Raw genomic sequence first — 13,507 nt, 5'->3', positions numbered from 1 at the left:
AAACATTCAGTAGCATGGGGCCATCTTCGCTGAAAAGCGGGCAGTCTGCATTAGTAAAACGACAGACTGAACGGTCAAGATTTGACCTGGCTCAACTCCACGTGAAATCGGCAGCCATTGGGCTCCATGGTGCTCAAACTCACGTTCCAACCTTGGCTCTCGCAGATCCGCTGCACCAGTGACAATCCGAGTCCCAGGCCCTCGCCGCGGTTCTCGCTGCCGCGTACAAACGGCTCGAACATCGCTTCGCGCTTTTCTTCGGGGATGCCGACACCGGTGTCCTCCACCACGAAGCCACTGGGCTCCAACGTGAGGCGGATAAACCCGTGCTCGGTGTAGTGCAGGGCATTGCGCAGAAGATTGCCCATCACCGCGTGCAAGAAGGTGGTGTTGTAGCGGGTGTCCAGGGGATTGCCTGGCCGGTAGATCAACTCCAGACCTTTTTTCTCGATAGGCTCGCGCCAGATTCCGAGCAGGTCTTCGGCGACTTGGGTCAGGCTGCCCTGGGGCGATGCGGCCGCATCGTCGTGTTTGGCGCGAGCCAGCATCAGGAAGGTCTGCACCAGCTCGCGCATTTCTTCACAGGCACGGGCGATGCGCTCCACCTGGCGGCGGCCACGTTCATCGATGGCGGGGTTTTCCAGCAGCAGTTCGCAGGAACTGGCCAATACCATCAAGGGCGTGCGCAACTCGTGACTTACATCGCTGGTAAACAGCTGCTCGCGGGACAGCGCCTGGCGCAAGCGGCCCAGGGTAGCGTCGAACGCCACCGCCAGCTCGCCCACTTCATCGGCGGCATAATCCGGAGCCAGGGGCGGGGCCAGGCCCAGCAGTTGGTCACGGTGACGCACCTGGCGAGCCAGCCGCACCACTGGAGCCATTACCTTGCGGGCCAGCACCCAGCCGAGGAACACCGCCAGTGCCAGACTGAGTACGAACCCCACCAACACCACGGCAAACAGCACACGCTCACGCTCTTCGAAATCGCTTTGGTCTTGCAGCAGCACATAACGCCGACCGTCGATCACTTCGACCATGGCGTGGTACGAAAGCGATTCGCGAAACACTTCGTGAAAACCCGGCTCCAGATGGCGCAGGTCCTTGGGCAGTTCGAAATCGCCGCGCCCGCCGCTGAAGTAAAACAGCTGGTCCGGCTCCGGTCGATGTCGCCAGTCTTCCATGCTGTCCATCAACAGCAGGCGTTGCAGGTCACCGCCCAGGCCCGCCGAAATCAACTTCTCTTCCACCAGGTGCACCGTCGCAACGATCCCCATGGCGAAGGCTCCTGCCACCAACGCACTCATCAAGGCAAAAGCGATGATGATCCGCTGGGCAAGGCTCTGCTTAAACTCCATCACGACCCTCGGCCAACCGGTAACCCACGCCGTGCACCGTTTGCAGCAACGGCTTGGCGAATGGCTTATCGATCACCTGGCGTAATTGGTGAACATGGCTGCGCAGGCTGTCGCTGTCCGGGCAATCGTCGCCCCATAGCGCTTCTTCGAGTATTTCCCGGCGCAGTACGTGCGGGCTCTTCTGCATCAACACCGCCAGCAGTTTAAGTCCCACTGGGTTGAGCTTGAGCAGGCGCCCTTCGCGGGTGACTTCCAATGTATCGAGATCGTAGTTCAGGTCACCCACCTGCAGGGCACGGCGCCCGCCACCCTGTGCACGACGCAGCACCGCCTCGATACGCGCGGCCAGTTCCGACAAGGCGAATGGCTTGAGCAAGTAATCATCGGCGCCAGACTTGAAGCCCTGCAGGCGGTCGTCCAACTGGTCACGGGCGGTGAGCATGATCACCGGCGTATCGCGGCGCGCGTCTTCGCGCAGGCGTTTGCACAAGGTGTAGCCATCGATGCCGGGCAGCATGATATCGAGCACGATCAGGTCGTAATGCTCGGTGGCCGCCAGGTGCAGGCCCGACAAACCGTCCTGCGCACAATCCACTGTGTAGCCTTTGAGCCCCAGGTAATCGGCCAGGTTGGCGAGGATATCGCGGTTGTCTTCAACCAATAGAATTCGCATGGGCAGTGTCTCCGTACGCGGTAACAGCCGTGTTGGCTCGCGCAGCTTAAGGCCAAGCGGGGTTCAGGGATAGAGCTGCAAAGGCCCTTGATATTGGTTTTCAACCGATATTTGAATTGAACGAGATTTTGACTATAACTTCACAGACTTGCTACAGCCGCGCAGGGAAAATCGTCGCGCATTTAAATGAAGAAACATGTGGGTGGGGGCTTGCCCCCGATGAGCATAGGTATCTACACAACTTCATATCAGCCGACCCAACCGTAACCACGATGCGAAGCGAGCCGCTCTTGATCTGCTTTTGATCTTAGCCGCCCCGTTAAACCACGCTGGCCGGAATTCAACATCCTGGTGGGCTGCCAGGCCGCCGTCGGGAGCAAGTTGAATCGTCGCACCGCCCCTCCCACAGGGGCCTGCGGCGCACCTGAAGTTGTGTAGATACCCATGCCCCGATGAGGGTGGGTCAGTTGATAAATATTTAACTGACACACCGCCATCGGGGCAAGCCCACATTTTTGAACGAGCACACCCGCATTATCACCGGCCAGGCCGAGACAACAAAAAACCCCGCCTGCATCACTGCAGGCGGGGTTTTTCAGTGCCGGGTGAGGCTGGCTTACATCATGCCGCCCATGCCACCCATGCCGCCCATGTCTGGCATACCACCGCCAGCTGCGCCTTCAGCCTTCGGCTTTTCAGCGATTGCGGCTTCGGTGGTCAGGATCAGGCCACCGATGGAGGCTGCAGCTTGCAGCGCGGAACGGGTCACCTTGGTAGGATCCAGGATGCCCATTTCGATCATGTCGCCGTAGATGCCAGTCGCAGCGTTGTAACCGTAGTTACCTTTGCCGTTCTTGACTTCGTTGACCACAACACTTGGCTCGTCACCGGAGTTGGCAGCGATCTGGCGCAGCGGTGCTTCAACAGCACGACGCAGTACCGCGATACCGACGTTCTGGTCAGCGTTGTCGCCGGTCAGGTTAGTCAGCGCTTCCAGGGCGCGGATCAGCGCAACGCCACCGCCAGGTACCACGCCTTCTTCAACGGCCGCACGGGTTGCGTGCAGGGCGTCTTCAACGCGGGCTTTCTTCTCTTTCATTTCGACTTCGGAGCCAGCGCCAACCTTGATCACTGCAACGCCGCCGGACAGCTTGGCCAGACGCTCTTGCAGTTTTTCACGGTCGTAGTCCGAGGAGGTTTCAGCAACCTGTGCACGGATCTGGGCGATACGGGACTCGATGTCGCCTTCAACGCCAGCACCGTCAACGATGATGGTGTTTTCCTTGGAGATGGTCACGCGCTTGGCGCTACCCAGGTTTTCCAGGGTGGCGCTTTCCAGGCTCAGGCCGATCTCTTCGGAGATAACGGTACCGCCGGTCAATACGGCGATGTCCTGCAGCATGGCCTTGCGACGATCGCCGAAGCCTGGAGCCTTGACGGCCGCAACTTTAACGATGCCACGCATGTTGTTCACGACCAGGGTCGCCAGGGCTTCGCCTTCAACGTCTTCGGAAACGATCAGCAGTGGGCGGCCGGCTTTGGCAACGGCTTCCAGTACTGGCAGCATTTCGCGGATGTTGGAGATCTTCTTGTCGACCAGCAGGATCAGCGGGTTGTCCAGCTCGGCAACCATGGTTTCCGGCTTGTTGACGAAGTACGGGGACAGGTAGCCACGGTCGAACTGCATGCCTTCTACAACCGACAGTTCGTTTTCCAGGCCCGAGCCTTCTTCAACGGTGATCACGCCTTCTTTACCGACTTTTTCCATGGCTTCGGCAATGATGTCGCCGATGGAGCTGTCGGAGTTGGCAGAGATGGTACCTACCTGAGCGATGGCCTTGGTGTCCGCGCATGGCTTGGACAGGTTCTTCAGCTCAGCGACGACGGCGATGGTCGCCTTGTCGATGCCGCGCTTGAGGTCCATCGGGTTCATGCCGGCAGCGACGGCCTTGTAGCCTTCGTTGACGATCGCCTGGGCCAGGACGGTAGCGGTGGTGGTGCCGTCGCCTGCGTCATCGTTGGCACGGGAGGCAACGTCTTTGACCAGCTGCGCACCCATGTTTTCGAAACGGTCTTCCAGTTCGATCTCTTTGGCTACGGAAACGCCGTCCTTGGTGATGGTCGGAGCGCCGAAGCTCTTCTCGATGATCACGTTACGACCTTTCGGGCCGAGGGTCGCTTTTACTGCGTCAGCCAGGACGTTGACACCGGTGAGCATTTTCTTGCGGGCGGAATCGCCGAATTTAACTTCTTTAGCAGCCATGATCGATATTCCTTAAATACTTTGTAGTAACGGGAAAATGAACGGGGAATCAGTCTTCCAGAACGGCGAGAATCTCGCTCTCGCTCATGACCAACAGGTCTTCGCCGTCGATTTTCACAGTGTTGCTGCCGGAGTAAGGGCCGAAAACAACCTTGTCACCCACTTTCACGGCCAGCGCACGTACTTCACCGTTTTCCAGAGCCTTGCCTGGACCCGCAGCAAGAATCACACCGTGGTTGGCTTTTTCAGCAGCCGAACCTGGCAGGACGATGCCGCCAGCGGTTTTCTTTTCTTCTTCACTGCGACGGATGACGACGCGGTCATGCAGAGGACGAAGCTTCATTGTCGATCTCTCCTAATTGTGATTTTCATCGGCCGGTATCAATTCCGGCGGGTTAAATTCCGGCGGTGCCGGTCGCGACTCGCAGGGCAAATCGCGGAAGTCTGTCTGATGTCACCACCAGAAACCTTGCGGTGACCGTTACATAAGGGCGGCTGTGGTTATTACAAGGGGCCGAGGATGAAATTTTTTGTGTCGGCCGCGGGGTGAATGCAACACGGCACCCGAGGGTGCCGTGCCAGTGAAGCGGTTATTTGCTGTCGCGGTGTTCGAATTCGCCTTCGATCACATCGCCTTCACGTCCCAGGGGCTGGCGCGGTGCCGGGCCGCCACGGGGTTGCAGGTCGTCGGCGAAGGCGCGTTGGCGAATCGCGGCCTCTTCGGCACGCTGGCGCATCTTGCCGGCCAGCAGCTTGCGCGTGAACGGCAGCAGCAGGACCAAGCCGACCACATCGCTGACAAAGCCCGGCAGGATCAACAAGCCACCTGCCAGCGCCATCATCAAGCCCTCCAGCATGGTCTGGGCAGGTAACTCGCCGCGGTTCAGGCTTTCACGGGCACGCAGCGCCGTAGCCAGGCCGGCGACGCGCAGCACGAGGACGCCGAGCATCGAGCCGGCGATGATTAACAGCAATGCCGGGAAAAACCCGATCGCACCACTGACTTGAACGAATACGAACAGCTCCAACACCGGGAACAGCAGAAAGAGCAATAAAAAAGGGCGCATCAAATGGTTCCTCAACGCAAGAATGCCTTGCCAGTTCACCTTAGATGACGTCGCCATTTCGTGAATTCAAGCATTGGCGGCGGTTATTTTCGGCCAGGCCTCGGCGTGAGCCAATGAAACCAAGGCTTCGCGCACTTGTGTCGGCGTGTTGCAAGGCGTTGCGAAGGGCAACCAATGCAGGGACTGGCCGATACGCAGATGCATGCCTTCGCTGTCGATGCCAGCCAACTGCGCAGGCTCGGACGTAGGCAACCCGCTGAGCTCGACGTAATGGGCGATGGCCTTGGTGTGATCGCTGTTCATGTGCTCGATCATGCTGCGCTCGGCTTTCCCGGCAAACGGGTTGGCCAAGGTCAACTGATCGACCCAGTGAATCGCGCCAAACCCGCCGATGTAACGGTGGCGTACCGGCTTGAGTACCCAGAAGTCGAAATCGTGGGCCTTGTGGTAGTTGGCCGAATCGGGGAAATAGCGGTAATAGCGCTCGGCAGCGGCTTCAATCGCTGCTTCGTCTTCAAGCTTTTCGGCTTCGCCCAGGTAGGTCAGGCGCCCCACGGCCTGCACATCATCGGCCCCGCGCTCTCCCACCAACAGCGAGCACTTGGGATCTTTTTGCAGGTTGTGGGTGTGCTGGGCGATGCGGCTGATCAGGATCAGCGGGCGGCCCTGTTCGTCGAGGCAGTAGGGCACGACCGACCCGAAGGGAAACCCGGGCATGGCTTTGGACAATGTGGAGAGAGCCCCACGGTATTCCTTGAGCAACAGCTCTCGGGCGTTCTTGGCAACGTGCGCGCTCAACGTATGACTCCTCGGGTGTTGCGCCGTCCATGGCATATGGGAATGGATCTCAACACAAGGTAATCAATATCCGCGCAGGTTGCCAGGCTGGCCGACGCAGGTTTTACCAGGCCACACCAAAGCCTGCGGTGTAGCGGGTCTTGCTCAAGCTGCTGTCGGAGTTGCCGCTGACCTCGTTGCGCTCAGCCTTCAAGTTCAGCGAAGCCCACTCGGTGACCTTGTAGCGCAGGCCCATTTCGGCATCCAGGGAATACTCGGCCGGTCCGGCCAGGGGCTTGCCCAATTCACCGTTGGTGAAGAACTCGACGGTCTTGCCCACCAGGTAGCGGTTGTAGTTCCACTTCATGGCCAGGGAATAGAAGTTGTCCTTGCCGCCGTCGGCATATTCATAATCGGTACGGTTGACCAGCGACCCCAGGGAGAAAGCGCCCAGTTCATCATCCCAGAACTGATAGCCCGGGCCGGTACCGACAACGCGCTGGCGGGCCAGGTCTTCGACCTTGTCGCGCTTGTAGGTCAAGCGGCCCTGCCAGAACCAGTGTTCGGTGATGAAACGGTCGAGGTTGTATTCCAGCGCCCAGTTGTCGGTGGTGGTGACGTCATCCTGGAACTCGCGGTTGTATTCGCCCTTGCCCGTATGACGCCACTGGCCGTGACGGGCCGAGGTCTTGAAGTCGACGTCGTAGTCGTTGGTGTCTTTGTCGGCACGCTTGTAGTCCAGCGCCAGGTCGACGTTGCCCTTCCACACCAGGTCTTCGATCACTGGCTTGGGCTTCATGATCTGCTGGATACTTGCCAGCTCCACGGTCTTGGGTGCCTCGCCATTGGCCAGCACCACCTTGCCATCATCCGATGCCTGCAAGGACTTGGCCTTTTCACCGCTGTAGGCGTCCTGCTTGACCAGCAGTTCCTGGTCGCTTTCCAGGGTCTTGACCTGCTTCCAGTCCACCGGGATTGAGCCTGCGTAGGTGGTCTGGATCAGCAATTTGCCGCCGTCGAAGACTTTGATCTTGCCGGTCAGGCGGTCACCGTTTTTCAACCACACGGTGTCGGCGAGCAAGGGCGTGGAAGCACTGAAAACAGCAAGGCACAACAGGGTTCTGGACAACATAAGCAGATACGGGGCTCAGGGGTGGCGAAAATAAGGGGCGTTATAGTGTTACATGGCTAGAACTGACTCAAGGATTTATATTGAGTTCAATTCTCACCGCCATGTTTACAGACGTTTCTGACAAAACAACGACGATCTCAACGGATGCCCACACACAGTGAATCTACCTGCCGATACGCCGCAAAGCCCCGCCGACATGCGTCGTACCGCCTTGTACCTGACGCTGGCGCAAGTGCCGGAAGGCTGCGTGGTGAGCTACGGCGAGCTGGCCCGACTGGCCGGCCTGGGCCGCGCCGCCCGCTGGGTCGGGCGCACCCTGAGCCAGTTGCCCGAGGATACGCGATTGCCCTGGCATCGGGTGCTGGGTGCCGGCGGTCGGATAAGCCTGCCGGTGGGCAGTGCCTCGGGTGACGAACAACGTGCGCGTTTGCGTAGCGAAGGCGTCACTATCTTGAACAATCGCGTTGATATTCAGCGTCATGGCTGGCGCCCGGTAGAGCACAGCGGTTAGAGTGCGCGCTTTGTTTCCGCAAATCTGAGGCAGACTCCAGCCCATGCCCCGTAAAACCTGGCGCGCCGCGCTCGCCGCCTATGCCAGCCCCTCGACGTTAGTGCTGTTGTTGCTCGGTTTCGCCGCCGGCATGCCTTACATGTTGGTGTTCTCGACGCTTTCCGTGTGGCTGCGTGAAGCCGGTGTGGCCCGCGAGACCATCGGTTATGCGAGCCTGATCGGTCTGGCCTACGCCTTCAAATGGGTCTGGTCGCCGCTGCTCGACCAATGGCGCCTGCCGTTACTCGGAAAACTGGGGCGTCGTCGTTCCTGGCTGGTGCTGGCCCAGTCGCTGGTGATCCTCGGATTGATCGGCATGGGCTTCTGCGATCCGCAAAAGCACTTGTCCTGGTTGATCGCCATTGCGGTGGTGGTCGCGTTCGCGTCGGCCACCCAAGACATTGCCGTGGATGCCTATCGCCTGGAAATTGCCGACGACAGCCGCCAGGCCGCCCTGGCCGCAAGCTACATGTCCGGTTATCGCATCGCCGCCCTGCTGGCCACGGCCGGCGCGCTGTTCTTTGCCGAAGGCTTCGGCTCCACCGGCTTCAACTATAAACACTCGGCCTGGACCGGCACCTATGTGCTGTTCGGCGTGTTGATGGTTCCAGCCCTGCTGACCACGCTGTTGATGCGTGAGCCCGATGTGCCCCTGCGCACGCAGTTGCAGGCCGGGCGCTACAGCTTCGTGCACCAGCTGGTGTCAGTGTTCGTACTGATCGTGCTGCTGGTGTCGGTGCCGGCGATGTTCACCCAACTGTACAACACTGACTTCGCCAGCGTGTTGTTCCAGGGTGTGAGCCTATGGGAACTGCTGATGGAAGACCGCGCATTCCTGCGCGCCATTCTCTATATCACGCTCACTTCGCTGTGCCTTTCGGCCATGGGCCGCCGGGGCCTGGCGCCGGTGCTGACGCCGGTCAACGACTTCATCCTGCGTTATCGCTGGCAGGCACTGTTGCTGCTCGGGCTGATTGCCACCTATCGCATGTCCGACACGGTGATGGGCGTGATGGCCAACGTGTTCTACATCGACCAGGGCTTTACCAAGGACCAGATCGCCGGGGTGAGCAAGATCTTCGGCCTGATCATGACCCTGGTCGGCGCCGGCATGGGCGGCCTGTTGATTGTGCGGTTCGGTATCCTGCCAATCCTGTTTATCGGTGGCGTGGCTTCGGCCGGCACCAACTTGCTGTTCGTGATGCTCGCCGACATGGGCCCCGACCTGCAGATGCTGATCGTCACCATATCCCTGGATAACTTCAGCTCGGGCCTGGCCACATCGGCGTTCGTCGCCTACCTGTCGAGCCTGACCAACCTCAAGTTCTCCGCCACCCAGTACGCGTTGCTCAGCTCGATCATGCTGTTGCTGCCCCGCCTGATCGGCGGGTACTCGGGAGTGATGGTGGAGAAGTTCGGTTATCACAACTTCTTCATGATCACCTGCCTGCTGGGCCTGCCGACGCTGTTCCTGATTGCGTTGCACTGGTTCCAGGAAAACCGGCGCGCCCGGTTGAACCCCTCTGAAGAAACGGATCCCTTGTAGGAGCGAGCTTGCTCGCGAAGAACTCACAGACACCGCGTTCTCCCCGGTTTCCCACGTCATCGTTGACGATCTTCGCGAGCAAGCTCGCTCCTACATAGCTCATGCCTGTACGCGAGCAGCAAGCGCCCGTACAATCCCAAGTCATTTCAAGTCCAAGCAACCGACAACGGCCTACCATGCGTACCAGTCAATATTTGCTCGCCACACAGAAAGAAACGCCTTCCGACGCGGTAGTGATCAGCCACCAGCTGATGCTGCGCGCCGGTATGATCCGCAAACTGGCCTCCGGCCTGTACACCTGGTTGCCCATGGGCTTGAAGGTGATGCGCAAGGTCGAAGCCATCGTTCGTGAAGAAATGAACGCCGCCGGCTCTCTGGAAGTGTTGATGCCGAGCACCCAACCGGCTGAGTTGTGGCAGGAATCCGGGCGCTGGGAAGAGTACGGCCCTGAGTTGCTGCGCTTCAAGGACCGTCATGGCCGCGATTTCTGCGCCGGCCCGACCCATGAAGAGGTCATCACCGACCTGATGCGCAACGAGTTGAGCAGCTATAAGCAGTTGCCGCTGAACCTGTATCAGATCCAGACCAAGTTCCGTGATGAAATCCGCCCACGCTTCGGCCTGATGCGTGGCCGCGAGTTCATCATGAAGGACGCTTATTCCTTCCACGCCGACCTCGCGTCGCTGCAGGTCACCTACGACCGCATGCACCAGGCCTACTGCAACGTGTTTACGCGCCTGGGCCTGAAATTCCGCCCGGTTGAAGCGGACAACGGCTCCATCGGCGGTGCCGGCTCCCACGAATTCCACGTGCTGGCCGAATCCGGCGAAGACGATATCGTGTTCAGCAACGGTTCCGACTACGCGGCCAACATCGAGAAAGCCGAAGCGGTGCCACGGGAAACTTCCCGCCCCGCACCGGCCGAAGAACTGCGCCTGGTCGATACTCCTGACACCAAGACCATCGCGGCCCTGGTGGAAAAATTCAATCTGCCGATTGAAAAAACCATCAAGACCCTGATCGTGCACGCCGAAGAAGAAGGCAAGCTGATCGCCCTGGTCATCCGTGGCGACCACGAGCTCAACGAAATCAAGGCGGCCAACCAACCTGGCGTGGCCAGCCCACTGGTCATGGCCTCCGACGCCGAACTGCGTGACGCCATCGGCGCCGGCGCCGGTTCCCTGGGCCCGCTGAACCTGCCGCTGCCGATCATCATCGACCGTTCGGTGGAGCTGATGAGCGACTTCGGCATCGGCGCGAACATCGACGACAAGCACTACTTCGGTGTGAACTGGGAGCGCGACTTGCCGGTTCCGACGGTGGCTGACCTGCGTAACGTTGTCGCCGGCGATCCAAGCCCGGATGGCAAGGGCACCCTGGAAATCAAGCGCGGCATCGAAGTCGGGCATATCTTCCAGCTGGGCAACAAGTACAGCAAGGCGATGAAGTGCGAAGTGCTGGGCGAAAACGGCAAGCCGATCACCCTGGAAATGGGTTGCTACGGCATCGGTGTTTCTCGTGTGGTAGCCGCTGCCATCGAACAGAATAATGACGAAAAAGGCATTATCTGGAGTGACGCCCTGGCACCGTTCCAGGTGGCCCTGGTGCCACTGCGCTACGAAACCGAGCAAGTACGCGAAGCCACCGACAAACTGTATGCCGAACTGACGGCCGCCGGTTTTGAAGTGCTGCTCGATGACCGGGACAAGAAGACCAGCCCGGGTATCAAGTTCGCCGACATGGAACTGATTGGCATCCCGCACCGGATCGTGGTCAGTGACCGCGGCCTGGCCGATGGCAACCTGGAATACAAGAGCCGGACCGAAGCTGAAGCCCAACCCTTGCCGGTGGCTGACGTGCTGTCTTTCCTCCAGGCGCGTATTCGTCGCTGAAAACCAGACCAAGAGACGTCATGTTCAAGCCACACACCAGAGCCCTGGGGGGCGCCGCCTTGTGCGGCGCCCTGCTGGTCAGCGGCTGCGCCAATCAAATGTCGCAACGCAGTGAGCACGAGGAGCGGATCGAGCGCAAGTTGCTCGACCACAGCCTGCAGATCGATGTCGGCGAACCCAAAGTGCTGGAGCTGCCGCAACGCAGGGTTCGCATTCATGAGCAGAAGACCTTCGAGGTCACCGAATTCGAAGTCACCCGTCGTTACGACCGCTACACGCCCTACCAGCCCTGGCGCAAACTCTACGAGATGCCCCTGGGGGCCGTGGCGTTGGTAGCTGGCGTGGGCGCCAACGTGGCGAATATCTTCGCCCTCGGCAACTTGCCCACTAGCGTGACCCATGACTGGTTGAGCTACGGTGTGGACGGCATCAACCCGTTCATGAACGTGCAATCCCACGGCCGTGCGCAACAGAACCTGGCAGCCATCGATGAAGTCCAGCGCGACAAGCGCCTGGAGTATTCGAGCCTGCCCTGGAGCGAACGCCCGGTACAGGTCACCGCCGGCAAGCAGACCCATGAGCTGACCACCGACCGCAACGGCATACTACGCCTGAACCTGTTGGACAGCCCCTTCGCCGAGCAGGACCTGAACCGCATCACCACCTTGAAGATCAGCGTCGAAGACGGCCAGGATGACGTGCATACGGACTCGACCCTGGCGGTCAGCAACAGCCTGCGCGGCAAGTTGCTGGAAGCCCATGGGCTGATCTACGACGACTTGGAAGATGACGAGGTGAACCAGTGGGTGCACCGGGTCAAGCGCCTGTCAGAGCTGGGCCTGGAAGAAGAGGCCAGCGAACTGGAACAGAGCCTGATTGAACTGACCCGCAATGATCCGGAATTGCAGCAGGAGTTTGTGCAAGCGTTGACCAAGGATGCGGGGCGGTTGGTGGCGGATCCAGGCGCACGCTAGTTAAGGCTTTTTGTAGGAGCGAGCTTGCTCGCGAAAAACTCACAGGCGCCGCGTTCATTCAGGAAACACGCGTTATCGTTGACGTTCTTCGCGAGCAAGCTCGCTCCTACAAGGGACACCCGGCTTCTACCAGGAGAACTCGAGTTGTTCGTTGCCGCCACTTAAATCCAGCAACCGCACCCCAATCCCCAGCAATCGCACCGGTTTCCCCCCACGGTTAAACGCCTGGGTCAGCAACTGTTGATAACTCTCCAGATCCCGCCCTGCCCCGGCCTGCTCCAGCGTCGTCTGGGTAAAGTCATGAAACTTCACTTTGACAAACGGCTTGCCTGCCCGGTAGCTGCTGTCTATGCGCGCCATACGCCCGGCCAGGGTTTCCATCAGCTCGGGCAGTTTCGCCAGGCAGCTTGAGAGATCCGGCAAGTCCACGTCGTAGGTATTTTCCACACTGATGGATTGTCGACGGCTGTCGTTCTGTACCACGCGGTCATCAATCCCACGGGCCAGGCTCCAGAGGCGTTCGCCAAAACTGCCGAATTCGCGCACCAGCGCCAGTTTGTTCCACTCGCGCAACTGCAGGCAGTCTTCAATACCCAGGCGTGCGAGCTTATCCGCCGTGACCTTGCCGACGCCGTGCAGCTTGCTGACGCGCAACTGCGAGACAAAGTCTTCGACCTGGCCCGGGGTAATCACGAACAGGCCGTTGGGTTTCTTCCAGTCACTGGCGATCTTGGCCAAAAACTTGTTCGGCGCCACACCGGCAGACACGGTGATATGCAGCTGGTTGGAAACACGGCGGCGGATATCCTGGGCAATGCGCGTGGCACTGCCGCCAAAATGCGGACTGTCGGAGACATCAAGGTAGGCTTCATCCAGCGACAACGGCTCGATCAAGTCGGTGTAGTCGCGAAAGATCGTCTGGATTTCCTTCGAGGCTTCTTTATAGGCATCCATGCGCGGCTTGACGATGGTCAGGTCCGGGCACAGCTTCAAGGCGTGGCGCGACGACATGGCAGAACGCACCCCGTACGCCCGTGCTTCGTAGTTGCAAGTAGCGATCACGCCACGACGGTCCGCCGAGCCACCCACGGCCAAGGGCTTTTGCGCCAGGCTCGGGTCATCGCGCATCTCAATGGCGGCGTAGAAGCAATCACAATCGACGTGGATGATTTTGCGCTGCGTCATATAAACGGGGTGTGAACCAACGGGTGGGCAGTATCGCATCCACACCTGTATATAGCACCAGTAGTTTGATTCTTCCTTCCAAGTGGTAGGAAA

At 59.6% G+C, this 13,507-nt stretch carries 12 protein-coding genes; 4 read left to right on the top strand and 8 right to left on the bottom strand.

The genetic code is table 11. The features are described 5' to 3' along the window. Positions 1-74 precede the first annotated feature (74 nt). The 7 genes from KVH01_RS14570 to KVH01_RS14540 form a co-directional block, all read right to left on the bottom strand. Positions 75-1,355: a sensor histidine kinase gene (locus KVH01_RS14570; protein WP_043051095.1), complete on the bottom strand. Its 1,281-nt coding sequence runs from the start codon at positions 1,353-1,355 to the stop codon at positions 75-77. Further along, positions 1,345-2,028 (bottom strand): two-component system response regulator ColR, encoded by a 684-nt coding sequence (gene colR / locus KVH01_RS14565; RefSeq protein WP_003208587.1) that lies wholly within the window; start codon positions 2,026-2,028, stop codon positions 1,345-1,347. The genes KVH01_RS14570 and colR overlap by 11 nt, the downstream gene beginning before the upstream one ends. 616 nt (positions 2,029-2,644) lie before the next feature. Next, positions 2,645-4,291 carry a chaperonin GroEL gene (gene groL, locus KVH01_RS14560; protein WP_217881883.1) on the bottom strand — a complete coding sequence of 549 codons (1,647 nt, stop codon included), beginning with the start codon at positions 4,289-4,291 and terminating at the stop codon, positions 2,645-2,647. A 49-nt stretch (positions 4,292-4,340) separates the two neighbouring features. Next, entirely contained in the window at positions 4,341-4,634 is a 294-nt protein-coding gene (locus tag KVH01_RS14555) for a co-chaperone GroES (protein ID WP_043051598.1), read from the bottom strand. 247 nt (positions 4,635-4,881) lie between these two features. After that, positions 4,882-5,358 carry an FxsA family protein gene (locus KVH01_RS14550; RefSeq protein ID WP_043051599.1) on the bottom strand — a complete coding sequence of 159 codons (477 nt, stop codon included), beginning with the start codon at positions 5,356-5,358 and terminating at the stop codon, positions 4,882-4,884. 66 nt (positions 5,359-5,424) lie between these two features. Then, entirely contained in the window at positions 5,425-6,156 is a 732-nt protein-coding gene (locus KVH01_RS14545) for a HugZ family pyridoxamine 5'-phosphate oxidase (RefSeq protein WP_217881882.1), read from the bottom strand. A 103-nt stretch (positions 6,157-6,259) separates the two neighbouring features. Next, entirely contained in the window at positions 6,260-7,267 is a 1,008-nt protein-coding gene (locus KVH01_RS14540) for a DUF481 domain-containing protein (protein WP_217881881.1), read from the bottom strand. A 196-nt stretch (positions 7,268-7,463) separates the two neighbouring features. Between KVH01_RS14540 and KVH01_RS14535 the strand changes: the two genes are divergently transcribed. The 4 genes from KVH01_RS14535 (at position 7,464) to KVH01_RS14520 (ending at position 12,229) form a co-directional block, all read left to right on the top strand. Next, positions 7,464-7,778, top strand: coding sequence for an MGMT family protein (locus KVH01_RS14535; protein WP_043051602.1), 315 nt, complete (start codon positions 7,464-7,466; stop codon positions 7,776-7,778). A 43-nt stretch (positions 7,779-7,821) separates the two neighbouring features. Further along, a complete protein-coding gene (locus tag KVH01_RS14530) occupies positions 7,822-9,363 on the top strand; it encodes an AmpG family muropeptide MFS transporter (RefSeq protein WP_043051603.1) in 1,542 nt (513 codons plus the stop codon). A gap of 176 nt (positions 9,364-9,539) precedes the next feature. Continuing rightward, on the top strand, positions 9,540-11,255 hold the full coding sequence (locus KVH01_RS14525) for a proline--tRNA ligase (protein WP_043051604.1): 1,716 nt from the start codon (positions 9,540-9,542) through the stop codon (positions 11,253-11,255). 20 nt (positions 11,256-11,275) lie between these two features. Next, positions 11,276-12,229, top strand: a complete 954-nt coding sequence (locus KVH01_RS14520) for a hypothetical protein (protein ID WP_217881880.1) — start codon at positions 11,276-11,278, stop codon at positions 12,227-12,229. Positions 12,230-12,355: 126 nt separating this feature from the next. Here the strand turns inward: KVH01_RS14520 and dinB are convergent, their stop codons facing one another. After that, entirely contained in the window at positions 12,356-13,414 is a 1,059-nt protein-coding gene (gene dinB / locus KVH01_RS14515) for a DNA polymerase IV (protein ID WP_043051606.1), read from the bottom strand. Between the last annotated feature and the right edge of the window lie 93 nt (positions 13,415-13,507).

The organism is Pseudomonas khavaziana (genome assembly GCF_019145205.1).
Classification (GTDB): domain Bacteria; phylum Pseudomonadota; class Gammaproteobacteria; order Pseudomonadales; family Pseudomonadaceae; genus Aquipseudomonas; species Aquipseudomonas khavaziana.
The sequence above is the reverse complement of the archived record's forward strand: the minus strand, read 5'-3'. Positions and strand labels throughout refer to the sequence as shown.